Origin of the sequence: Tardiphaga sp. 619_E2_N8_4, assembly GCF_051810905.1 — a bacterium.
Taxonomy (GTDB): domain Bacteria; phylum Pseudomonadota; class Alphaproteobacteria; order Rhizobiales; family Xanthobacteraceae; genus Tardiphaga; species Tardiphaga robiniae.
This window is the reverse complement of the sequence record NZ_JBPWQJ010000001.1, coordinates 4,737,973-4,759,899: the sequence shown is the minus strand read 5'-3', so window position 1 is coordinate 4,759,899 and position 21,927 is coordinate 4,737,973. Positions and strand designations below refer to the sequence as shown.

The following is a 21,927-nucleotide window of genomic DNA, read 5'->3' as shown; positions in this document are numbered from 1 at the left end:
TCTTCGACCGCGTCTCGAAGGATGGCCGTAGTCTCATTCATGGTTCGAGACGGCGCCAAAGAGGCGCCTCCTCACCATGAGGGCCAGAGTTGAACCCAAGAACAACAAGAAGGAGTTTTCCCTTGCACATCCTCATCCTCGGCGCCGCCGGCATGGTTGGCCGCAAGCTCACAGAGAAACTGGTTCGCGACGGCCGTCTCGGCAATCGCGACATCACCCGCATGACGCTGCAGGACGTAGTCGCGCCGGCAAAGCCTGCAGGCGCATCGATCCCGATCGAACTGGTGACGTCGGACTTCGCCGACCCCAAGACGGCTGCGCCGCTGGTCGCCCACAAGCCGGAAGTGATCTTCCATCTCGCCGCCATCGTGTCGGGGGAGGCGGAGGCCGATTTCGACAAGGGGTATCGCATCAATCTCGATGGCACCCGCTACCTGATCGACGCTATTCGCGCCATCGGCGGCGGTTACAAGCCGCGGCTGGTCTTCACCTCGTCCATCGCAGTGTTCGGTGCGCCGTTCCCCGACAAGATCGGCGACGAATTCATTCACACGCCGCTGACCTCTTACGGCACGCAAAAGTCGATCTGCGAAATGCTGATCGCCGACTACACCCGCAAGGGCTTCCTGGACGGCATCGGCATCCGCCTGCCGACGATCTGCGTCCGTCCGGGCGCACCGAACAAGGCCGCCTCCGGTTTCTTCTCCAACATCATCCGCGAGCCGCTGGCCGGCAAGGAAGCCATCCTGCCGGTGTCCGAGGAGGTCCGCCACTGGCACGCGTCGCCGCGCTCTGCCGTGGGCTTCCTCATTCACGCCGGCACGATGGATCTTCAGGCGATGGGCCCGCGGCGTAATCTCAGCATGCCCGGCATGTCGGTGACCGTCGGCGAGCAGCTCGCCGCGCTTGAGCGCGTGGCCGGCAAGAACGTCGTCGGGCGCATTAAGCGCGAGACCGATCCGGTCATCACTGGCATCGTGTCGGGCTGGCCGCGCGATTTTGACACCGCGCGCGCGCTGAAGCTCGGCTTCACCACGGCCGAGAAAACCTTCGACGACATCATCCGCATCCATATCGAGGATGAACTCGGCGGCAAGTTCGTCGATTGAGGCCACCATGCGGATCGCCAGCATCGGCGAATGCATGATCGAGCTGCGTCAGATGCCGGGTGGGCACCTGACGCGGTCCTTTGGCGGCGACACGCTGAACACGGCAGTCTATCTCGCCCGGCTTGGCGCGGAGGTCGATTACATCACCGCGCTCGGTGACGATCCGCTCAGCGACGAGATGATTGCCGGCTGGCAGGCCGAGGGCATCGGCACTGAGCGGGTGATACGCCTCAAGGGCAAACTGCCCGGCCTCTATATGATCGAGACCAACGAGGCGGGTGAGCGCCGCTTCTATCATTGGCGCGACGCCTCGGCGGTGCGGGGCCTGATGAGCCTGCCGGAAACCGATGCGCTGCTGGCGACGCTCGCGGACTACGATCTGATCTATCTCTCGGCCATCACACTGTCGCTGTTCGACGTGGAGGGCCGTGATCGCCTGATTGCAGCGCTTCAACAAGCGCGCGGTGCAGGCGTCCGCGTCGCCTTCGATACCAATTTCCGCGCGAGGGGCTGGCCCGATCTCGATCTGGCGCGCGCCGCGTTTCAGGATGCTTTTGCGGTCTCCGACATCGTGCTCGCCTCGGTCGAGGACTTGTTGCCGCTCTATCCCGGCGAGGCCGAGGACAAGCTGCTGTCGCGTATTGAAGCAGATGAAGTGGTGCTCAAGCTCGATAGCCCCGCGAGCATCATACGGCATCACGGCCAGCCGCAGCGTGTCGAGGCCGAGCCGGTGACCCAGCCGGTGGTCGATACCACCGCGGCCGGCGACAGTTTCGCTGCTGCCTATCTGCACGCACGTCTGAGCGGCGCTCAGCCTGTCGCCGCCGCACAGGCAGGTCACTATCTCGCCGGCACTGTCGTCTGCCATCCCGGTGCGATCATCCCGCGCGCGGCGATGCCCGATATGATCGTGTTCGACACACCCTCATGAGAGGACCATCCGCATGAACAAGCCTCTCGATATCGGTCAGCGTCAGGATCATCTGCGAAAACTGCTGAAGGCAGCGTTCGTCGTTCCTGTGCTCACGATCGAACGCGTCGCCGACGCCGTACCGCTTGCGCGGGCGCTGGTTGCCGGCGGTATCCGCACGCTGGAGATCACCTTGCGCACCGATGCCGCGGTGGAGGCGGCGAAGGCCGTGATCGCCGAAGTGCCGGAGGCTATTGTCGGCATCGGCACGGTGCTCACGCCGGCGGATTTCCAGAAGGCCTACGCCATCGGCGCGCGCTTCACGGTCAGTCCCGGCGCGACGCGCGAATTGCTGGACATCGCAGCGTCCAGCGATCTGCCGTTCTTGCCGGGCGTCGCCACCGCCTCGGAACTGATGCAAGCGCGCGAGCGCGGTTTCGACACCCTCAAATTTTTTCCCGCCGAGCAGACCGGTGGCATCGCGATGCTACGGGCATGGAGCGGGCCATTTCCTGACGTGAAATTCTGCCCTACAGGCGGGGTCGGCGAGGCCAATGCGGCGAGCTGGCTCAGCGAGCCGATGGTTCTGGCGGTCGGCGGGTCCTGGATCTGTCCGTCGTCGATGGCGCGTTCCGGCGACTGGGCAGGCATAACGGCCATGTGCGCGCGGACCATGAAAATCCTGCAAGCGCCATGAAGCCGGGCTATAACGGGCGCAATATTTGAAATCGATCAGGGAGACGACCATGACTGCCAGCATCGTTGGTTGGGCGCATATGCCTTTCGGAAAATTCGACGCCGAGACCGTCGAGAGCATGGTGGTTCGCGTCGCGACCGAAGCCATGGCCGATGCGGGCATCTCCGCCGCCGATGTCGATGAAATCGTGCTCGGTCATTTCAACGCCGGCTTCTCGCCGCAGGACTTTACCGCGTCGCTGGTGCTGCAGGCCGATCCGGCACTGCGCTTCAAGCCCGCCACGCGCGTCGAGAATGCTTGCGCCACCGGTTCGGCCGCCGTGCATCAGGGCATCAAGTCGATCGCGGCCGGCGCTGCCAAGATCGTGCTCGTCGTCGGTGTCGAGCAGATGACCCGCACGCCCGGACCTGAAATCGGCAAGAACCTGCTGCGTGCTTCTTACTTGCCGGAAGACGGCGAGACGCCCGCAGGCTTCGCCGGCGTGTTCGGCGGGATCGCGCAAAAATACTTCCAGAAATACGGCGACCAGTCCGATGCGCTGGCCATGATTGCCGCCAAGAACCACGCCAACGGTGTCCACAATCCCTATGCGCAGATGCGCAAGGATGTCGGCTTCGAATTCTGTCGCTCCGAGAGCGACAAGAACCCGTTCGTCGCCGGGCCCTTGAAGCGCACCGACTGCTCGCTGGTATCCGACGGCGCCGCGGCATTGGTGCTAACGGATTCCGAGACCGCCAAGACCATGGGCAAGGCGGTCAACATCAAGGCCACCGGCCATGCGCAGGATTTCCTGCCAATGTCGAAGCGCGACATCCTTCAATTCGAGGGCTGCACCGTGGCGTGGCAGAAGGCGCTGAAGACCGCCGGCGTCGAGATCGGCGATCTCTCTTTCGTTGAGACCCATGACTGCTTCACCGTCGCCGAACTGATCGAATATGAAGCCATGGGCCTGACGCCGCGCGGGCAGGGTGCGCGCGCCATCAAGGAAGGCTGGACCCAGAAGGACGGCAAGCTGCCGATCAATCCGTCCGGAGGCCTCAAGGCGAAAGGCCATCCGATCGGCGCCACCGGTGTATCCATGCATGTGCTGAGCGCGATGCAATTGCTGGGTCAGGCGCCCGAGGGCATGCAGATCAAAAATGCAAAACTCGCAGGCATCTTCAATATGGGCGGCGCCGCAGTGGCGAACTACGTCTCGATCCTCGAGCCCGCGAAGTAGCGCGCGGGCGACGCCAAGAAGATCGTACAATGAATGTCGCACAATGGCTGGCATCGTCGGCGCGTCTGCACCCGCAGGCTCCGGCGCTGCTGACCGGCACCACAGTCCAGGCTGACTACGCCACATTCGCGCGCCGCGCCGCTGCCATTGGCGCCGGCCTCGTGCGCGATTACGGTATTCAGCCCGGCGACCGCGTCGCACTGTTCATGTCGAACGCCACGCAATATCTCGAATGCATGTATGCGGTGTGGTGGATCGGCGCTGTCGTGATCCCCATCAATGCCAAGCTGCATGGCCGCGAGGCCGCGTGGATCTGCGACAATGCCGGCGCGAGGCTGGCCTTTGTCGACGACGACAGCCGTGGCGCGCTCGTTCAGGTCGAGGAAGACCTGCCGACCGGCATGCAGATGCTGTCCATCGACAGCGAGACGTTTCACGAATTGCAGCATGGCGAACCGGTCTCCGCGGTGCCGCTGTCTCGCGACGACAACGACCTCGCCTGGCTGTTCTACACCTCCGGCACCACGGGCCGTCCGAAAGGCGTGATGCTCAGCCATGGCAATCTGGTGGCCATGTCCATGTGCTATCTCGCCGATGTCGATCAGGTCCACCAAAAGGACGCTATCCTCTATGCCGCGCCGATCTCACATGGCGCTGGGCTCTATAATTTTATCCATGTCCGCATGGCCGCGCGCCACGTCGTGCCGGAGAGTCAGGGCTTCGAGCCGGACGAAGTGCTCGATCTCGGCAAGCAACTCGGCGATGTCGCGATGTTTGCAGCACCCACCATGGTGCGCCGTCTGGTCGATGCGGCGAAGAAGCGTGGCGAGAGCGGCGAGGGCATCCGTACCATCGTCTATGGCGGCGGGCCGATGTATCTGGCCGACATCCGCGACGCCATTGCCACCATGGGGCAACGCTTCGTGCAGATCTACGGCCAGGGTGAATCGCCGATGACGATCACTTCGCTGCCGCGCGCCTTCCACGCCGATAGCGAACACCCGCGCTATCTCGAACGCCTCGCTTCGGTCGGCCCGGCGCAGAGCGTGATGTCGGTGCGGATTACCGATGCCGATGGCAAGCCTTTGCCGGTGGGCGAGACCGGCGAGGTCGAGGCCAAGGGGCCGGCGGTGATGCTCGGCTACTGGAACAATGACAAGGCCAACGCCGAGACGCTGAAACACGGCTGGCTCCGCACCGGCGATGTCGGGCGGCTCGACGAAGATGGCTTTCTCACGCTGTCCGACCGCTCCAAGGACGTCATCATTTCCGGCGGTACCAATATCTATCCGCGCGAGGTCGAGGAGGCGCTGCTGACGCATCCCGCCGTGCGGGAAGTGTCGGCGATTGGCGTGCCCGAGCCGGACTGGGGCGAGGTCGTGGTCGCCTGTGTGGTGCTGGAGCCCGGCGCGGCGACCGACGATGCTGCGCTCGACGCGCATTGCCTCGCCAATATCGCCCGCTTCAAGCGCCCCAAGCGCTACGTCTATCTGGATGCGCTGCCGAAGAACAATTACGGCAAGGTGCTCAAGACCGAGCTGCGGGAGATGATGCGCGCTTCGGCGTCAGCGGGGGCCGGCTAGTCGTTACCACTTTGACGCGTACCGGCATCCCACGCATGCGGCCCCGCGTCTGGCGCCCTTGCGTCCGTAAAGCCGCTCCCGCTAAGACGAAGGCAATAGCGGCGCGGATCAGCGTCTGACCACGTTTTTCGGGAGCAAACGACTTTGACGGGACCACTTCACGGGATCAGGATCATCGATATGACTTCGGTGATGATGGGGCCTTATTGCACCCAGACGCTGGGTGACTACGGCGCCGATGTGATCAAGGTGGAGTCTCCCGATGGCGACGTGGTTCGGTCAATCGGGCCGATGCGCAATCCCGGCATGGGGCCGATTTTCCTGAATACCAATCGCAGCAAGCGCTGCGTCTGTATCGACCTCAAGAAGGAAGAGGGCCGCGCGGCGCTGCTCAAGCTGGTCGAGACCGCCGACGTGCTGGTCTACAATGTCCGCCCGGCGGCAATGGCGCGGCTCAATCTCGGCTATGACGTCATGGCCAAGATCAATCCGCGGCTGATCTATGCGGGCGTGTTCGGCTTCAGCCAGGCCGGCCCCTATGCCGCCAAGCCCGCTTACGACGACCTGATCCAGGGGGCCACCGCGCTGCCCGCATTGAATGCGCGCATCAGCAGCGACGGTGTGCCGCGCTATGTGCCCAATGCGCTGGTCGATCGCATCGTCGGGCTCACCGCGCTTGGCGCCATCCTTGCCAGCGTCGTGCATCGCGACAAGACCGGCGAGGGCCAGCGCGTCGACATCCCGATGTTCGAAACCATGGCGAGCTTCATGATGGGCGACCACATGGGCGGCCTCACTTACGATCCGCCGCTCGACAAGGGCGGTTACGGCCGACACCTGTCGCCGGATCGCCGGCCGTACCAGACCTCGGACGGCTATATCTGCGCGATGGTGTATAACGACAAGCAGTGGAAGAGCTTCCTCAAGCATGTCGGCCGCGAAGAGCTGTTCGACGATCCGCGCTTCGCGACCTTCCCGCAGCGCATCCAGCATATCGACACGGTGAATGCCGAACTGTCGCGCATCTTCAAAACCAGGACGACGGCGGAATGGGCCAAGCTGCTCGATGACGCCGACGTGCCGTCGACCCCGATGCACACGCTCGAAAGTATGATGCAGGACCCGCATATGCTGGCGACCGACTTCTTCCAGCAGGTCGAGCATCCGACCGAAGGCGCGATCCGCAGCATGAAGGTGTCGGCGACCTGGTCGAAGACCCCGGTCAATCCGACGCGCCTTGCCTCGCATCTCGGCGAACAGAATGCCGAGGTGCTGGCCGAGGTCGGCTATACGGCCGAGCAGATCGAGAAAATGCACAAGGATGGCGTGCTCCGACAGGCCGCTATCCCAGATACGTCGGAGCTGTAACGCATGGATTTCGCCCTCGACGCCAACCAGGAATCCATCCGCGACGCCATCGAGAAGATCTGCGCGCGCTTCGACGATGCCTACTGGCTGAAGAAGGACAAGGAGGGCGGTTTCCCCATCGACTTCCACAAGGCGATGGCCGATGCCGGCTGGCTCGGCATCTGTATACCCGAGGAATATGGCGGCTCGGGATTGGGGATCACCGAGGCCGCGATCATGATGCGGGCGATTTCGGAATCCGGCGCCGGCATGTCGGGTGCGTCTGCCGTGCATATGAATGTGTTCGGCCTCAATCCGGTGGTGGTGTTTGGCACGCCCGAACAGTGCGCGCGCATGCTGCCGCCCATCGTGGACGGCACCGAGAAATCCTGCTTCGCGGTGACCGAGCCCAATACCGGTCTCAACACCACGCAGCTCAAGACCCGTGCCGTGCGCAAGGGCGATCGCTACATCGTCAATGGCCAGAAGGTCTGGATCTCCACCGCACAGGTCGCCGAGAAGATCCTGTTGCTGGCGCGCACCACGCCGCTGGAAGACGTCAAGAGCCCGACCCACGGCCTCAGTCTGTTCTACACGGATCTCGATCGCTCCAAGATCGCCGTGCACGAGATTGAGAAGCTCGGCCGCAAGGCCGTCGACTCCAACGAGCTGTTCATTGCCGATTTTGAAATTCCGGTCGAGGATCGCATCGGCGAAGAGGGGCACGGCTTCGAATATATCCTGCACGGCATGAACCCCGAGCGCATCCTGATCGCCGCGGAAGCCGTCGGTCTCGGCAAGGCTGCACTGAGGAAGGCGGCCGATTACGCCAAGGTGCGCAACGTGTTCAACCGCCCGATCGGCCAGAACCAGGCGATCCAGCATCCCCTGGCGAAGAACTGGATGGAGCTCGAAGCCGCCTGGTTGATGGTGCTGTCGGCCGGCTGGCAATATGACCAGGGACTGCCCTGTGGCCCTGCCGCGAATTCGGCGAAGTATCTCGCGGGCGAAGCCGGCTATCACGCCTGCGAGCAGGCGGTGATGACCCATGGCGGTTTCGGTTATGCCAAGGAATATCACGTCGAGCGTTATCTCAGGGAGTCACTGATCCCGCGTATCGCCCCGATCAGCCGCGAGCTGATCCTGAGCTTCATCGCCGAGAAGGCGCTCGGTTTGCCGAAGTCGTATTGATGCGTGATCGCGCCAACACGCTCAGCATGTCGTCCCCGCGAAGGCGGGGACCCATAACCTCCGAGTTTGTAGTGAGGCGCTGTGGTTGCGGCCGCGTTCTAACTTCGCTTCCCGAGGCTATGGGTCCCCGCCTCCGCGGGGACGACAATCGAGTTTGGAGCGACGCATGAGCTACATCACCGGCGTCGGTCTTCTCCCTTACGGCAAGCACGAGGGCTCATCGACCATCGACCTGATGAGCCGCGCCGCCGAGCTGGCGCTGGCCGATACCGGCCTCAAGCGTGGCGACATCGATGGCTTCCTGTGCGGCTATTCCACCACCATGCCGCACATCATGCTGGCCACCGTGTTCGCCGAGCACTTCGGCATCACGCCATCCTATGCCCATGCGATCCAGGTCGGCGGCGCCACCGGCATGGCGATGGCGATGCTGGCGCATCAGCTGGTCGAGGGCGGCGTGGCCAAACATGTGCTCGTGGTTGGCGGCGAGAACCGGCTGACCGGCCAGAGCCGCGACGCCTCGATCCAGGCGCTGGCGCAGGTCGGTCATCCCACCTATGAAGTGCCGCTCGGCCCGACCATCCCGGCCTATTACGGCCTCGTTGCTAACAGATACATGCATGAATACGGCGTGACGCAGGAAGACCTTGCCGAATTCGCCGTGCTGATGCGCCAGCACGCGATGACCCATCCCGGCGCGCAGTTTCACGACCCGATCAACGTTGCCGACGTGATGGCCTCGAAGACCATCGCGACACCGCTGAAGCTGCTCGACTGCTGCCCGGTGTCCGATGGCGGCGCGGCCTTCGTCGTCAGCTATGAGCCGACCAGCCCAACGAAAATCCGCGTGCGCGGCGCTGCGCAGGCGCATACCCACCAGCACATCACCGCCGCGCCGGCGCTGTCCGAACTCGGCGCCGAGATTGCCATCGCGCGCGCGAAGAGGGCGACGGGCATCGAAATCTCCGACGTGCGCTATGCCGCGGTCTATGACAGCTTCACCATCACACTGGCGATGCTGCTGGAAGATCTCGGTCTCGCCAGCCGCGGCGAGGCAGCGGCGCAAGTGCGTGCCGGCCATTTCGGCCAGCACGGCGCGATGCCGCTCAACACGCACGGCGGTCTTCTGAGCTACGGCCATTGCGGCGTCGGTGGCGCCATGGCGCATCTCGTCGAAACACATCTGCAGATGACAGGCAGGGCCGAGAACCGTCAGGTCAGGGATGCTTCCGTCGCGCTGCTGCACGGTGACGGCGGTGTGCTGTCGTCCCATGTCAGCATGTTCCTGGAGCGCGTGTCATGAGCGAGCTCAAACCCGCTGCCGACTGGACCACCGGCACTGAAGCGATCGGCTATCAGTCCTGCCGTGCCTGCCAATCGATCCAGTATTTCCGCCGCAGCTTTTGCGCCGCCTGCGGGTCGTCCGATCTCGACGACAAAATCGCAAGCGGCGAGGGCACCGTCTATGCGACATCGCTCGTACTGCGCGCTGGGACGCCGGAAGCGCGCGAGCATGTGCCCTATAATATTCTGCTCATCGACACCGCCGAAGGCTTTCGCATGATGTCCCACGGCGCCAACGATCTCGTGATCGGCGACAAGGTAAAAGCCGGCTATCGGCGATTCACCGGCCGCCTCGTACCGTTCTTCGAAAAGACTCCTCAATGAGCCGTCTGCGCTTCGCCCTCGATCCGAAATCCGTGGCCATCATCGGCGCCTCGGAAAATCCCAACAAGGTCGGCGGCCGTCCGGTCCACTATCTCCAGAAGTTCGGCTTCAAGGGCAAGATCTACCCGATCAATCCGTCGCGCACCGAGATCCAGGGCGAGAAGTGCTACAAGAGCCTCGCCGATCTGCCGGAAGCGCCGGAAATGGTGATTGTCGCGATCGCCGGCGACAATGCCATTGGCGCCGTCGAGGATTGCGCCAAGGCCGGCGTCAAGATCGCACTGGTGATGGCCTCGGGCTTTGGCGAAGTCGACGCGATCGCCGGCAAGGCGAAAGAGCGCCGCATGGTCGAGATCGCGCATAAGCACGGCATGCGCATCGTTGGCCCGAATACACAGGGCCTCGCCAATTTCGGCACCGGCGTCATCGCGTCCTTCTCCACCATGTTCATGGAATTCGAGCGCGTTGAAGGCCATGTCGCCATGCTCAGCCAGAGCGGCGCGCTGTCCACGGTGCCGGTCGGCTTCCTCAATCCGCGGGGCATCGGCGTCCGTCACAGCCACGCCACCGGCAATGACTCGGACATCACCGTCGGCGAACTTGCCATCGCGGTGGCCGAAGATCCGGAAGTGAAGCTGATGCTGCTCTATCTCGAGAGCATTCCGGAGAAGAAGTATCTGGAAGAACTCTCCGAAGTCGCGCTCCATCGCAACCTGCCGATTATCGCGCTGAAATCCGGCCGCACCGATGCCGGCAAGGCGGCAGCGCAGTCGCATACCGGCGCGCTCGCCAATGAAGACCGCGTCGTCGACGCCTTCCTCGAACATCACGGCATCTGGCGCGCGCCGGATATGCGCGGCCTCGTCGAGGCCACCGAGCTTTATCTCAAGGGCTGGAAGCCGCAGGGCCGTCGCCTGGTCGCGATCAGCAATTCCGGCGCGGTCTGCGTGATGACCGCGGATGCTGCTTCGACCGTAGGCATGCCGATGGCCAAGCTGGCACCCGAGACCGACAAGAAGCTGAAGGGCATCCTGCCAAGCTTCGCCACCACGACCAACCCGATCGATCTCACCGCGGCGCTGCTGTCGAACAGCCGGCTGTTCGGCGACATCCTGCCGGTGATCGCCGAAGATCCTGCGGCCGATGCTTTTGTCATTGGCGTGCCCGTGGCGGGCCCGGGCTACGACGTCCCGGCCTTCGCGCGCGACAGTGCCGCTTTCGCTGAGCAGACCGGCAAGCCGCTGGTGGTCGCGGCGACGCAGCCCAGCGTCGCCAAGGAGTTCCAGGCGCAGGGTGTCTCGGTATTCCCGACCGAGGTCGAGGCGGTCACCGCGCTGAATCAATATGTGTCGCATCATGAGCTGATGGCGCGCGTGAAGGCGCGCAAGCGCGTTCCGTCGTCCACATTGATCTCGGCCGACAAGACCGTGATGATGAATGAAGCCGACAGCCTCGCTCTGCTGGCATCGCGCGGCATCCCGGTGGTGCCGTATCGGCTCGTGCATTCCCGCGCTGAAGCCGAGGCGGCATTCGATACCATAGGCGGCAAAGTGGTGGTGAAGGGCTGCTCGGCCGACATCGCCCACAAGTCGGAACTTGGACTGGTCAAGCTCGTCGCCGCCTCGCGCGAGGCGGTCGGTGAGGTCTATGCCGAGATGGAAGAGATCATCCGTAAGCAGGGTTCGCGCTTCGACGGCGTCATCGTCGCCGCCATGACCGGCGGTCGCCGCGAGATCGTGATCGGCGCGCATCGTGATCCCGTCTTCGGCCCGGTGGTCATGGTTGGCGACGGCGGCAAATATGTCGAGGTGTTCAAGGACACCACACTGTTGCTGCCGCCTTTCATCAGGGACGATGCCAAGCGCGCGCTGGCGAAGCTGCGCATCGCGCCACTGTTCGAAGGCGTCCGCGGTGAGCCGCCGATGGATGTGGATGCGCTGGTCGATGCGATGGTGAAGATCGGAGAGTTGATGGCGGATACGTCCGCCAAGGTGATGAGCATCGACCTCAATCCGGTGATGTTGAATACGAACGGCTGCGTCGTGGTGGACGCCGCGGTGTTCAAGGGCGAGTAGGGCGCCTGGACAGATCGGCCAGCCGGAGAGAAGGACGATCCGTCAGCTCTGCCGATCGCGCGGACCGGCCCAGTTCATGATGGTCGTAGCGAGCGCTTCGACGGCAGGTGGTGGGTGGTCCGGTAAGATCACCGCGAACTGAATGTCGGGCAGTTTCGGAAGGCCTTCACGAGACGGCAGGATCGTCAAACCGGGCGGCATTAAACGGACTGAATGTGGCAACAGGCCGATGCCGGCACGCGCCGCAGCGCTCAGGCCGGAGACGTTGGCGCTCGTGAATGCGATGCGCCATCGTCGCCCCGCCGCTTCGAGAGTCTCCAGCACGCCGACGCGCGTGATGCTGGGCGGCGGGTAGAGGATGAGCGGCAAGGGACTGTCGGGATCGAGCCGGAATTCGGGATGCGCCATCCATTCGATCGGCTCTTTCCATGCAATCCTGCCCCGGCTGTCGCCATCTCGCCGCTTCACCAGTGCGAGATCCAGTCGACCCGCATCGAATGACGTGCGCAGATCCTCGCTCAGTCCCGAATGCAGTTCGATATCAAGCTCCGGATGCCGGCGCGCGAAAGCGGCGAGCACGTTCGGCAATGCCGACAACACGAAATCTTCCGATGCGCCGAACCGCAACCGGCCGCGCAGCGGCGCAGCCGACAGGTACTGCTGCAGATGGGCATAGCGTTCCAGGATCGAGCGCGCATGATCGAGCAGAACATCGCCATCTGGAGTGAGGCCCACCCGGTGGGTGCTGCGGTCGAACAAGCGACGGCCGGTCTGCTCTTCGAGGCGCCGGATGTGCTGGCTGACGGTCGATTGTTGCAGCCCGAGGAGACGGGCCGCGCCGGTGAAGCTCCCGGCATCGGCAACCGCGACGAAGCTTTGCAACAGGTCGACTGGCACATGATCCATGATCATCACGATACATGATGATTGATATCGTTGTTATGGGGATTTTGCATTAAGGCGGAAGAAATTAGATCTGGGCCATCAACCAGAGGCTCATCGCTATGATCACACGCCGCCATATCAAATTACCGGTCGATCAATTCCTGTTGTGGCTGACAGCAACAGTCGCGCTGGCTGCCGTGCTGCCCGCGCGCGGCGATGCCGCTGTCTATGTCGATCACACCGTCACCGCTGCTGTGGCGCTCCTCTTCCTGCTCTATGGCGCGCGCCTGTCGCCGACCGCCGTGAAGGAGGGCCTGCTGCATTGGCGGCTGCAGTCGATGGTGTTCTCCAGCACCTATCTTCTGTTTCCGCTCGTTGGCGTTGCGGCGAGTCTCGCGCTGCGTCCGTATTTGCCAGCCGACCTCGCCACCGGTCTTCTCTTCATGTGTCTGCTGCCGTCCACCGTACAATCATCTATCGCCTTCACCGCGATCGCGCGCGGGAATGTCCCGGCGGCGTTGTGCAGCGCATCAGTCTCCAATCTTCTCGGCGTCGTGCTCACGCCGATCCTGGTTGCGCTGTTGCTGTCTTCGGCAGGCAGCGGATTCTCCATCGTGGCGTTTGAGGAGATTGCCGCGCAGATCGTCGCGCCCTTCGTGGTCGGGCAGTTGATCCGCCCCTGGGTCGGTGCGTGGTTGCTCTCCCATTCGCGTCTCACCTCGGCGGTCGATCGCGGCTCCGTGCTGCTCATCGTCTATGCCGCCTTCAGCGCCGGCATGGTCGAGGGAATCTGGGGCCAGCTCTCGGTCGGCACTCTCGCAGGGGTTCTCGCCATCGATCTGGCGGTGCTTGCAGTTGTGATCGTCTCGACAATGCTGGCTAGCCGCTGGATGGGCTTCTCGACCGAGGATGAGATCGCCATTGTCTTCTGCGGATCAAAGAAGAGCATGGCGAGCGGCATTCCGATGGCCGCGATCCTTTTCCCGGGTCACGCCCTCGGCCTGATCGTGCTGCCGATCATGCTGTTTCATCAGGCTCAATTGTTCGTCTGCGCGATCCTTGCGCGGCGCTATGCGAGGCGCCGGGCTGAGCAGGGTATCGAAGGCGAAGCCGCGATGCTGCCGACGTGAGGCGTCGCTCGCTGGGTTGATGATGGCGCGCGAAGCTCGTTGGCTGCGTGCGCCATCCTTATTCAGAGCGGCAGATGCGCTTAAAACGTCACCACACCGCGGATACTCTCCCCGCGCTTCATCAGATCAAACCCCTTGTTGATGTCACTGAGCGGCATCACGTGGGTGATCATCGGGTCGATCTGGATCTTGCCCTGCATGTACCAGTCGACGATTTTCGGCACGTCGGTGCGGCCGCGGGCGCCGCCGAAAGCCGAGCCGCGCCAGACGCGGCCGGTCACCAGCTGGAACGGGCGTGTCGAGATTTCAGCGCCGGCCGGCGCCACGCCGATGACGATGGATTCGCCCCAGCCGCGGTGGCAGGCTTCCAGCGCCTGACGCATGACCGTGACATTGCCGGTGCAATCGAAGGTGTAATCGGCGCCGCCGATCTGGTCTGCACCGCGTTTGGTCATGTCGATGAGATGCGGGACCAGATCCTTGCCCAGCTCTTTCGGGTTGACGAAGTGGGTCATGCCGAAGCGCTCGCCCCAGGCCTTGCGGTCATTATTGATGTCGACGCCGATGATCATGTCAGCGCCGGCGAGACGAAGACCCTGCAGCACGTTGAGGCCGATGCCGCCGAGACCGAACACGATGGCCTTGGCGCCTTGCTCGACCTTGGCGGTGTTGAACACCGCGCCGATGCCGGTGGTGACCCCGCAGCCGATATAGCAGACCTTGTCGAACGGCGCGTCCTCGCGGATTTTCGCCACCGCGATCTCGGGCAGCACAGTGTAATTCGCGAAGGTCGAGGTACCCATATAGTGGTGAACAGGCTTGCCCTCGAGCGAGAAGCGCGAGGTGCCGTCGGGCATCAGGCCCTGACCCTGCGTCGCGCGGATCGACGTGCAGAGATTGGTCTTGCGCGACAGGCATGACGGGCACTGGCGGCATTCTGGCGTGTAGAGCGGGATGACATGGTCACCCTTCTTCACGGATGTGACGCCGCGGCCGACATCGACAACGACGCCGGCGCCTTCATGGCCGAGGATCGCCGGAAACAGACCTTCGGGATCGGCGCCCGACAAAGTGAACTCGTCGGTGTGGCAGATGCCGGTGGCCTTGATCTCGATCAGCACTTCGCCGTCGCGCGGACCTTCGAGCTGAACGGTGGTGATCTCCAGCGGCTTTCCGGCACTGATGGCAACGGCGGCGCGAACGTCCATGGCAAATTCCTTCGATAATGGTCTCGGTGTCGTGATGTCAGGCGGCAGGTCCGCGCAAACAGCCATTGCCGCTTAGCACATGATGGGGCAGTGAGCAGCCCATGAAACAGGTTCAGAAAAGCGATCTTGAAATCCTGATCGGACGCGCCGCACCTATCGTCTTCGTGCTGCTGTGGAGCACCGGCTTCATCGGCACCAAGTATGTGCTGAACGGCGCCGAGCCGCTGACCTATCTCACCGTGCGCATGATGCTGGTGGTCGCGATCATGACGGTGATCGTCGCATGGGTGCGTCCGGCGTGGCCGGATCGCGCGGGCGTCGGCCACAGCATCATCGCCGGGCTGCTGGTGCAGGGGCTTTATCTTGCCGGCACCGTGTTTGCGGTGGCGCACAAGGTCCCGGTCGGTCTGTCGGCGCTGATCCCGGGCCTGCAGCCGGTCCTCACCTCGATCCTCGCCAGTCGGTTTCTCGGCGAGCGCGTCACGCCGCTGCAATGGGGCGGGGTGGCGCTCGGTCTCGCCGGTGTATTGCTGATCCTGCATGGTCGGCCGATGACGGGCGAGGCGGGCTGGGGCTGGTTCGCGTCCGCCATTTCGCTGATCACGATCACCGTCGGCACGCTCTATCAGAAGCGCTATTGCGGCGGCATCGACTGGCGCACCGGCAGCTTCATTCAGCAACTTGCAGCAATGGTCATGCTCGGCATCGGCGCGTGGGCCCTTGAGACCAATGTGATCCACTGGTCGGCGGAGTTCGTGCTGTCGGTGGTGTGGCTCGCGGTGGTGCTGTCGATCGGCACCGTCGGGCTGCTCTACTGGCTGCTGCGGCGCCAGGCCTCGAGCCAGGTGGCGAGTCTGTTCTATCTGGTGCCGGCCGTGACGGCGCTGATGGCGTTCGTTCTGTTTGGTGAAAAGCTCGATGCCGTTGCCATCATCGGCATGATTGCCTGCGGCGCTGCGGTATTGCTGGTCAACCGCGCCAGGGCCTGACGCCATCCTGCGTCAATCCAAACCCCAGACATGAAAAAGCCTCCGGGCTTGGACCCGGAGGCTTTCACATCTGCGAAGAAGCTTACTTCTTCTTGGCAGCCTTCTTGGCCTTCTTGGCCTTCTTCGGAGCGGCCTTCTTGGCGGCCTTCTTCACGGTCTTCTTGGCAGCCTTCTTCACGGTCTTCTTGGCGGCCTTCTTGACGGTCTTCTTCACTGCTTTCTTAGCCATTGGTCTCGCTTTCTGGGTTTTCTTCTTTGAAGATTTCTTCGCAGAAGTTTTCTTGGTGGACTTCTTCGTCTTCTTAGCCGGGGTCACTTTCTTTGCGACTTTCTTTGCGGCCTTCTTGACCTTCTTCGCCACCGAGGTGGCGACTTCCTTAGTCGCGTCGGCTGCGCTGCTAAGCGCGTCCGTCACTTGCTCCAGGACTGGAGTGTCGTCGTTCATAGCATCCCCCAACATTGTCGACTTTTTCACGTTAGTCCGATTCGGGCGCGTGTTGAAGAGTGTGTTATCGACAGTCAACTATTTCGTATCGTTGTGTACGCCTTTAATGCGCGCTCGCGACCGACTTTGTGATCGACGATCGGCGACGGATAGTCTTTGCCTAAAGTGATTCCCGCGTTTTTGAGTTCGAGCGGTGAAGCTGTCCAAGGCTGATGAATATGTTTTGTGGATAGTTCTGTCAGTTCGGGTATCCAGCGCCTGACATAGACACCACCGGGATCGAACTTCTCACCCTGCAGGATCGGATTGAAGACGCGGAAGTAGGGTGCTGCGTCCGCGCCGGAGCCTGCGACCCACTGCCAGTTGGCGGGATTGCTGCCTGCATCGGCGTCGACAAGCGTATCCCAGAACCACTTCTCGCCCTCGCGCCAGTCGATGAGCAGATGTTTGACGAGGAAAGATGCGACCACCATGCGTACGCGATTGTGCATCACACCGGTGTGCCAGAGCTCGCGCATGCCCGCATCGACGATCGGATAGCCGGTCAGACCGCGTTGCCACGCGCGCAGCGCCTTGCGATCGGTCTTCCATGGGAACTCATCGAACGATGATTGCAGATTGCGCGTGGCCAAATCGGGAACATCGAATAGCAGATGGCGGCAGAACTCGCGCCAGCCGACTTCACTCATGAACTTTGCGATGTCGCTGCTGTGCTGCGGATGTTCTGCAGCTGCGAAATGCGCGGCAGTCCAGATCTGTCGCGGACTGATCTCGCCGAAGCGTAGATGCGGCGACAGGCGCGACGTGATCTCCCGGTCGGGCCGATCGCGATCGCTGCTATAGCCCGCGATCTCCTTCAGGAAGCGCTTCAGATGTTTCTGCGCAGCCGCTTCGCCTGGCGTCCACATCTCGCGCAGACCGCCGGCCCAGTCGGGCTTCGATGGCTCTAGCGCCCAGTCGGCGAGCTTGTCGCTCTTCACTTTCGGTGCGGGTATGAGTTTCTTCGGCGCCGGTACCGGCTTCGCCGGTTCGCCCATCGCCTGAACGCGCCGCCAGAACGGTGTGAACACGCGCAGGCCGCGGCTCTCCTTGCTGCCGGTCTTCTTGGCGCGGATTGTCGCAGGATGCGCCAGCAGGTCACCCGGAAAGCTCTGCGTGCCGATATCGAGATCGGCAAGCGCTTCGGTAACGCCATCGGCGACCGCGAGATGCGGCGCCTGCGCGATCTCGTTCCAGAAGACGTGGCTGGCATCGACTGCGCGCGCCACATCGACGATGACGTCGGCCGCAGCGCCCTTGCGCAGCACCAGTGTGCCGCCGATGGCGTCGAGGCTTGCGCTGAGTGCGCGCAGCGACTGCGCCAGCCACCACCTCGTCGCGCCGCCCATCGAGCGCGCCTGCGGTGGCTTCAATGCCTTGCTCTGTTCATCGAGGATGTAGAGACAGATCACCGGCGCATTGCGCCTGGCTGCGGCATGAAGGGCAGGGTGATCGGACAGACGAAGGTCGTCGCGAAACCAGACGACGATAGGTGCCTGCGTCGGTGTTGAGGTCGAAGATTGATCGGTCATCACTCATCCAACGCGGATGTCGGGTGATTGATCCGGCCGCGAATACCGCGAGAGGCTTTGCAACCCTGCGCGTGCTGGCGCGTAGTATCAGGACATTTATTACCGAATTGGTACTGGAAGTTATTTCGAACCGATACGCCGTTCTCTGGGTGACGACGTCGATCGTCATGCCGCCGCTGGATCTGCTCTTCCTCGGTTTCGTCGCGAGAGCTCCCCGCAAGGACGTGGAGAAGGCGCCCCCATGACGACGGAGAGTGCCCGCAGCATCGATTCGACGGGGCAAAGAAAAGAGGCGCCGCGATCTCTCGCGGCGCCTCTTTCGTTCTTGCAAATCAGTCGCAGCGTTACTTCGGCTGCGGCACGATGCGGATATAAGGCTTCGGTTCTTTCCAGCCATTCGGATAGATCGTCTTGGCTTCGTCGTTGGTGACGGAGCCGGCGATGATGACGTCCTCGCCATGCTTCCAGTCGGCCGGCGTAGCGACGCGATGCTTGGCGGTCATCTGCAGTGAATCGATTACGCGCAGGATTTCCTGGAAGTTGCGGCCGGTGGTCATCGGATAGACCAGCACCAGTTTGATCTTCTTGTCCGGTCCGATGATGAAGACGTTGCGCACGGTGGCGTTGTCCGCGGCGGTGCGGCTGTCGGCATCGCCCGCCACGTCGGCGGGAAGCATGTTGTAGAGCTTCGAGACCTTGAGGTCGGTGTCGCCGATCATCGGGAAGGTCGGGCGGGCGCCCTGGGTTTCGTTAATATCGTCGACCCACAGCGCGTGCTTGTGCACGGGGTCGACGCTGAGGCCGATCAGCTTGACGCCGCGCTTGTCGAATTCCGGCTGCAGCTTGGCAAGCGCGCCGAGCTCGGTGGTGCAGACCGGGGTGAAGTCCTTCGGATGCGAGAACAAAAGAGCCCAGCTATCGCCGATCCAGTCGTGGAACTTGATGCGGCCAGCCGTGGTTTCGGCCTCGAAATCGGGGGCGACGGCGTTGATCTGGAGTGTCATGGCTGGACCTCATGTCATTCTGATTACAGATGAATTTCGTGGGTCATTATAAAGGCGCACGCTGATAAATGGAACTGTCCGGCAAAAAGGACAAGAACTTTCTTCAAATTCGGCGCGCACTGGCATTCAGTTTCACGCAAGGCGGCTGCGGCAAAATACCCACGCAACATGATGTTATCGGATGCCGTGATGTTGCCTCCCGCGCGGCGCAATCCCGCCTGACCGCATCGCCACATCTGATCGAACCCAGCAGCGTCTCGGCGCGACTGAACTGCAACGGTTAGGGATAAGAAGAACTCCTGTCCATCTCTTAACCGAGCGTTAAGTCGCCCATGGAATTGCTGGGCTATGTTGAGAAATATGCTGCAAACAGAAGAGCTTGAAATGTCATCCGCTGCCGCTGCCGACGTATTCGGCGCCATCGAAACCTCCGCCATCGACAATCATCGCGCCGCGGCGCAGGCCCTCGCGATCGTGCGCGACGGCGTCATCACCGGGGAAGGCCCGACCACCCGTGGCCGTATCCATTTCTCCCGTGCACTCGATGCCGATGACGCCGCCTGGTGCGAGCGCATCCTGGGTGCGTCTGCACTGGCCAGCCAGCCGGTCAGCCGCGACGAGGCCGAGGCACTGTTCGCGATCAACGAAGCTGCGGCCGAGCGCAGCGATGACGGTCGTTTCGACGACCTGTTCGCCAAGGCTGTCGTGCATCACGCGGCGTCCGCGTCGGGCCTGCCGGTGCCGCCGCGCGCGGTGGCGCTGTCGCCCGATGTTGCCATCGAGACCTGGGCGCCGACCAAGGCCGTCGGCGTGAATATCGAAGTGCTCGAATGGATCGCGTCGCAGATGCGCGCCAAGCGCGTCAGCAATGCCGCCGTCATGACGCTGGTCACGACCGTGGTCGGCGCCGCGACGCTGCAACTGCCGAACGTGTTCGACATCGGCATGTAAGCCGGTAGCAGCTCGTCAGAATACGAAAACGGCGGAGCATGGCTCCGCCGTTTTTTGTTGGGGCTGTCTCTTACTTCGCGTCGAGGCCGACAGTCCGGCCTGGGAAACCGGCGACATCGAAATATTTGTGCTCGCCGACCTTCTGCAATTGCAGCACCGTGACCAGACCCTGATCATCGGGCGCCGAACGCATCACGTCGGTCGTTGCCGTCGGCGTCTCGCCAGTCACCGTCGCTTCACTCATCACGCGGCCGATCAGGCTGCCCTTGGCATCGCGCTTCAGGCCGAGCAGGTGCGCGGCAGTCATGCCGGTATCGGCATTGCTGACCGGCAGGGGATCGACGAAGCCGGCTTTGAAGTCCGGACCGATCGCCGCCATGAAGTTGTGGGTATCGCCGCGCCCGAACGAACCATGCATGCCCTGTCCCTGACGCAGGACGGTGTCGGCGATCTCGACCTGGCACGCCGCCGGCTCTTCGCAGCCCTCCGAATAGGAGCGGAACGAGACGACGATCGCGGGATGCGGCGTGACAGCTTTGCCGGACAGGTTGATCGACGACAGTGGCAGCGCGCCGGGGAAGGAGCCCAGCGAGTCCTCAACGAAGATGCCGCTGATGTAATCCTGTTTCAGCAGCGCCTTTACGGTGCGGTCGGCGAGGTCCTTGTCGCCGGTCGGCAGATAGATCAGGTCGGAGCCGCCATTGGTGGCGATGATCAGCTCGGGCTTGTCCTTGTCCTTGCCGATATAGGCGTTGCCGGCTTTCGGATAGGCATTGTCGGCGACGGCAGCGAATTTCTCGTTGGGATCGAACAGCGGCAGGTCGAGCGACTTGGCGAGATCGATGGCCAGGAAGCCCAGCGGCAGGAAGCCTTCCGGCGTATCCGCATAGGTGCCCTTGATGGTCGTCGAGGTCTTGCTCTCCTTGGAGATCGTCGAGAAGCCGTGATCCGCCGAGATCATGATGTTCGTATTGGCACTGAGCCCGAGATCGTCGAGCGTCTTGCGCAGCTGCGCGAGATTGTCGTCGGCGTTCTTGATCGAGGCAAGCGAGGAGGGGCCGTTGATGCCCGGCGTCACCTTGTTGAGACTGTCACCCTGATTGTGCTGGGTGCCATCGGGATCGCGCGACCAGAAGATGAGCACGAACGGCTTGTTGCGTGCCTTGAACATCGGCAGCACCACTTTGCTCGCGACATCGGCCATATAGGCCTGCTGCTTGATGTTGGCTTCCGTGGTGCCGGGCGTCTTGGCGTCGCCCGCCTTACCATTGTCGCCACGGCCCGGTGTTTCCACCGCCAGGCCTGCCTTGGCCAAGGCGTCCTTCATCTCGTCCGACAGGGGAATGCCGAGCAGCTTGCCTGATTTGTCGATGCCGCCGGTCTGGTCGTCGATGGTGATCGTCTCCTTGCCCGTGCGTTCGGTGTGATCGAACATCAGGGTCGGGCCGACCTTGCCGATCGCGGCGGTGGAATAGCCGGCCTTGCGTGCGGCCTTCAGCAGCGTTTCCTCATTGAGGTAATCGCCGTTGAATTGCTCGTCGAGATCGCCGAGCACCTGATCATGTTCGATGAAGGGGATCGGGCTGTTGTTCTGCACCGGGGTGGGATGGCCGGTATAGATCGAGTTCGAGAACACGCCGGTATCGCCGAGATAATGGCCGGACGCCATGCCCGACGCATTGGCCATGGTAAAGGTCGGAAACAGCGAATGCGAGTTCCGGAAATTGACGCCTTTATCCCGCACTGCGGACATCGCGGGGGCCGTTTCCGGCGTCACTTTCAGCGCCCGAAGCCCATCAGGTACGAACAAAATGAGGTTGCGGGGAGGGCTGTTTTGGGCGAAAGCCGTTGTTGCGGATATAAGAGTAAGACTGAGGGAGAGGATGGTGGCGCAGCGCATGAAAAACCTCGCTTCGAAAGAACTCGGCCGATCCGGTCCAGACGT

Annotated in this window: 21 protein-coding genes; 15 read left to right on the top strand and 6 right to left on the bottom strand. The window is 62.7% G+C overall.

Going from position 1 to position 21,927, the window contains the following annotated elements; genetic code table 11:
- The first annotated feature begins 122 nt into the window (after positions 1 to 122).
- The 10 genes from denD to AB8A23_RS22875 all read left to right on the top strand — a co-directional run bounded on the left by denD (position 123) and on the right by AB8A23_RS22875 (position 11,799).
- Positions 123 to 1,109 carry a D-erythronate dehydrogenase gene (gene denD / locus AB8A23_RS22920; RefSeq protein ID WP_439058128.1) on the top strand — a complete coding sequence of 329 codons (987 nt, stop codon included), beginning with the start codon at positions 123 to 125 and terminating at the stop codon, positions 1,107 to 1,109.
- Positions 1,110 to 1,116: 7 nt separating this feature from the next.
- Positions 1,117 to 2,040, top strand: a complete 924-nt coding sequence (locus AB8A23_RS22915; protein WP_439058129.1) for a sugar kinase — start codon at positions 1,117 to 1,119, stop codon at positions 2,038 to 2,040.
- 13 nt (positions 2,041 to 2,053) lie between these two features.
- Positions 2,054 to 2,716 (top strand): bifunctional 4-hydroxy-2-oxoglutarate aldolase/2-dehydro-3-deoxy-phosphogluconate aldolase, encoded by a 663-nt coding sequence (gene eda, locus AB8A23_RS22910; RefSeq protein WP_439058130.1) that lies wholly within the window; start codon positions 2,054 to 2,056, stop codon positions 2,714 to 2,716.
- Between the two features lie 49 nt (positions 2,717 to 2,765).
- On the top strand, positions 2,766 to 3,935 hold the full coding sequence (locus AB8A23_RS22905; RefSeq protein WP_184515811.1) for an acetyl-CoA acetyltransferase: 1,170 nt from the start codon (positions 2,766 to 2,768) through the stop codon (positions 3,933 to 3,935).
- 29 nt (positions 3,936 to 3,964) lie between these two features.
- Complete coding sequence (locus AB8A23_RS22900; RefSeq protein ID WP_439058131.1) at positions 3,965 to 5,518, top strand: AMP-binding protein; 1,554 nt, start codon at positions 3,965 to 3,967, stop codon at positions 5,516 to 5,518.
- A gap of 144 nt (positions 5,519 to 5,662) precedes the next feature.
- A complete protein-coding gene (locus AB8A23_RS22895) occupies positions 5,663 to 6,886 on the top strand; it encodes a CaiB/BaiF CoA transferase family protein (protein ID WP_439058132.1) in 1,224 nt (407 codons plus the stop codon).
- Between the two features lie 3 nt (positions 6,887 to 6,889).
- Entirely contained in the window at positions 6,890 to 8,056 is a 1,167-nt protein-coding gene (locus tag AB8A23_RS22890) for an acyl-CoA dehydrogenase family protein (RefSeq protein ID WP_175367338.1), read from the top strand.
- Between the two features lie 166 nt (positions 8,057 to 8,222).
- Positions 8,223 to 9,359, top strand: coding sequence for a thiolase family protein (locus tag AB8A23_RS22885; protein ID WP_439058133.1), 1,137 nt, complete (start codon positions 8,223 to 8,225; stop codon positions 9,357 to 9,359).
- On the top strand, positions 9,356 to 9,724 hold the full coding sequence (locus tag AB8A23_RS22880) for a Zn-ribbon domain-containing OB-fold protein (RefSeq protein WP_439058134.1): 369 nt from the start codon (positions 9,356 to 9,358) through the stop codon (positions 9,722 to 9,724). The genes AB8A23_RS22885 and AB8A23_RS22880 overlap by 4 nt, the downstream gene beginning before the upstream one ends.
- On the top strand, positions 9,721 to 11,799 hold the full coding sequence (locus tag AB8A23_RS22875; protein WP_439058135.1) for an acetate--CoA ligase family protein: 2,079 nt from the start codon (positions 9,721 to 9,723) through the stop codon (positions 11,797 to 11,799). The genes AB8A23_RS22880 and AB8A23_RS22875 overlap by 4 nt, the downstream gene beginning before the upstream one ends.
- 42 nt (positions 11,800 to 11,841) lie before the next feature.
- Here AB8A23_RS22875 and AB8A23_RS22870 read toward each other — a convergent pair whose 3' ends face one another.
- Positions 11,842 to 12,705 (bottom strand): LysR substrate-binding domain-containing protein, encoded by an 864-nt coding sequence (locus AB8A23_RS22870; RefSeq protein WP_320443890.1) that lies wholly within the window; start codon positions 12,703 to 12,705, stop codon positions 11,842 to 11,844.
- A 98-nt stretch (positions 12,706 to 12,803) separates the two neighbouring features.
- Here AB8A23_RS22870 and AB8A23_RS22865 point away from each other — a divergent pair, with 98 nt between their 5' ends.
- Positions 12,804 to 13,814: a bile acid:sodium symporter family protein gene (locus AB8A23_RS22865; protein WP_439058136.1), complete on the top strand. Its 1,011-nt coding sequence runs from the start codon at positions 12,804 to 12,806 to the stop codon at positions 13,812 to 13,814.
- A gap of 80 nt (positions 13,815 to 13,894) precedes the next feature.
- Here AB8A23_RS22865 and AB8A23_RS22860 read toward each other — a convergent pair whose 3' ends face one another.
- A complete protein-coding gene (locus AB8A23_RS22860; protein ID WP_120291114.1) occupies positions 13,895 to 15,022 on the bottom strand; it encodes an S-(hydroxymethyl)glutathione dehydrogenase/class III alcohol dehydrogenase in 1,128 nt (375 codons plus the stop codon).
- 101 nt (positions 15,023 to 15,123) lie between these two features.
- On the opposite strand from AB8A23_RS22860, the gene AB8A23_RS22855 reads away from it, so the two are divergent.
- On the top strand, positions 15,124 to 16,011 hold the full coding sequence (locus AB8A23_RS22855; RefSeq protein ID WP_439058137.1) for a DMT family transporter: 888 nt from the start codon (positions 15,124 to 15,126) through the stop codon (positions 16,009 to 16,011).
- Positions 16,012 to 16,093: 82 nt separating this feature from the next.
- Here AB8A23_RS22855 and AB8A23_RS22850 read toward each other — a convergent pair whose 3' ends face one another.
- On the bottom strand, positions 16,094 to 16,456 hold the full coding sequence (locus tag AB8A23_RS22850; protein WP_068730647.1) for a hypothetical protein: 363 nt from the start codon (positions 16,454 to 16,456) through the stop codon (positions 16,094 to 16,096).
- A gap of 74 nt (positions 16,457 to 16,530) precedes the next feature.
- Positions 16,531 to 18,027: a cryptochrome/photolyase family protein gene (locus AB8A23_RS22845; protein WP_439058138.1), complete on the bottom strand. Its 1,497-nt coding sequence runs from the start codon at positions 18,025 to 18,027 to the stop codon at positions 16,531 to 16,533.
- 23 nt (positions 18,028 to 18,050) lie between these two features.
- Here AB8A23_RS22845 and AB8A23_RS22840 point away from each other — a divergent pair, with 23 nt between their 5' ends.
- Entirely contained in the window at positions 18,051 to 18,272 is a 222-nt protein-coding gene (locus AB8A23_RS22840) for a hypothetical protein (RefSeq protein ID WP_309944384.1), read from the top strand.
- 99 nt (positions 18,273 to 18,371) lie between these two features.
- Here AB8A23_RS22840 and AB8A23_RS22835 read toward each other — a convergent pair whose 3' ends face one another.
- Positions 18,372 to 19,031 carry a peroxiredoxin gene (locus AB8A23_RS22835; protein ID WP_089267220.1) on the bottom strand — a complete coding sequence of 220 codons (660 nt, stop codon included), beginning with the start codon at positions 19,029 to 19,031 and terminating at the stop codon, positions 18,372 to 18,374.
- 68 nt (positions 19,032 to 19,099) lie between these two features.
- Between AB8A23_RS22835 and AB8A23_RS22830 the strand changes: the two genes are divergently transcribed.
- Entirely contained in the window at positions 19,100 to 19,315 is a 216-nt protein-coding gene (locus tag AB8A23_RS22830; protein WP_089267221.1) for a hypothetical protein, read from the top strand.
- 100 nt (positions 19,316 to 19,415) lie between these two features.
- On the top strand, positions 19,416 to 19,982 hold the full coding sequence (locus AB8A23_RS22825; protein ID WP_439058139.1) for a hypothetical protein: 567 nt from the start codon (positions 19,416 to 19,418) through the stop codon (positions 19,980 to 19,982).
- A 70-nt stretch (positions 19,983 to 20,052) separates the two neighbouring features.
- Here the strand turns inward: AB8A23_RS22825 and AB8A23_RS22820 are convergent, their stop codons facing one another.
- Positions 20,053 to 21,882 carry an alkaline phosphatase family protein gene (locus AB8A23_RS22820; protein WP_439058140.1) on the bottom strand — a complete coding sequence of 610 codons (1,830 nt, stop codon included), beginning with the start codon at positions 21,880 to 21,882 and terminating at the stop codon, positions 20,053 to 20,055.
- Positions 21,883 to 21,927: the final 45 nt, after the last annotated feature.

Excerpts from the sequence above, each read along its gene's own strand:
- AB8A23_RS22915 (WP_439058129.1), top strand. The coding sequence starts at position 1,117 with ATGCGGATCGCCAGCATCGGCGAATGCATGATCGAGCTGCGTCAGATG.
- eda (WP_439058130.1), top strand. The coding sequence starts at position 2,054 with ATGAACAAGCCTCTCGATATCGGTCAGCGTCAGGATCATCTGCGAAAA.
- AB8A23_RS22905 (WP_184515811.1), top strand. The coding sequence starts at position 2,766 with ATGACTGCCAGCATCGTTGGTTGGGCGCATATGCCTTTCGGAAAATTC.
- AB8A23_RS22900 (WP_439058131.1), top strand. The coding sequence starts at position 3,965 with ATGAATGTCGCACAATGGCTGGCATCGTCGGCGCGTCTGCACCCGCAG.
- AB8A23_RS22890 (WP_175367338.1), top strand. The coding sequence starts at position 6,890 with ATGGATTTCGCCCTCGACGCCAACCAGGAATCCATCCGCGACGCCATC.
- AB8A23_RS22885 (WP_439058133.1), top strand. The coding sequence starts at position 8,223 with ATGAGCTACATCACCGGCGTCGGTCTTCTCCCTTACGGCAAGCACGAG.
- AB8A23_RS22880 (WP_439058134.1), top strand. The coding sequence starts at position 9,356 with ATGAGCGAGCTCAAACCCGCTGCCGACTGGACCACCGGCACTGAAGCG.
- AB8A23_RS22875 (WP_439058135.1), top strand. The coding sequence starts at position 9,721 with ATGAGCCGTCTGCGCTTCGCCCTCGATCCGAAATCCGTGGCCATCATC.
- AB8A23_RS22870 (WP_320443890.1), bottom strand. The coding sequence starts at position 12,705 with ATGGATCATGTGCCAGTCGACCTGTTGCAAAGCTTCGTCGCGGTTGCC.
- AB8A23_RS22865 (WP_439058136.1), top strand. The coding sequence starts at position 12,804 with ATGATCACACGCCGCCATATCAAATTACCGGTCGATCAATTCCTGTTG.
- AB8A23_RS22860 (WP_120291114.1), bottom strand. The coding sequence starts at position 15,022 with ATGGACGTTCGCGCCGCCGTTGCCATCAGTGCCGGAAAGCCGCTGGAG.
- AB8A23_RS22855 (WP_439058137.1), top strand. The coding sequence starts at position 15,124 with ATGAAACAGGTTCAGAAAAGCGATCTTGAAATCCTGATCGGACGCGCC.
- AB8A23_RS22850 (WP_068730647.1), bottom strand. The coding sequence starts at position 16,456 with ATGAACGACGACACTCCAGTCCTGGAGCAAGTGACGGACGCGCTTAGC.
- AB8A23_RS22845 (WP_439058138.1), bottom strand. The coding sequence starts at position 18,027 with ATGACCGATCAATCTTCGACCTCAACACCGACGCAGGCACCTATCGTC.
- AB8A23_RS22835 (WP_089267220.1), bottom strand. The coding sequence starts at position 19,031 with ATGACACTCCAGATCAACGCCGTCGCCCCCGATTTCGAGGCCGAAACC.
- AB8A23_RS22830 (WP_089267221.1), top strand. The coding sequence starts at position 19,100 with ATGGAACTGTCCGGCAAAAAGGACAAGAACTTTCTTCAAATTCGGCGC.
- AB8A23_RS22825 (WP_439058139.1), top strand. The coding sequence starts at position 19,416 with ATGTCATCCGCTGCCGCTGCCGACGTATTCGGCGCCATCGAAACCTCC.
- AB8A23_RS22820 (WP_439058140.1), bottom strand. The coding sequence starts at position 21,882 with ATGCGCTGCGCCACCATCCTCTCCCTCAGTCTTACTCTTATATCCGCA.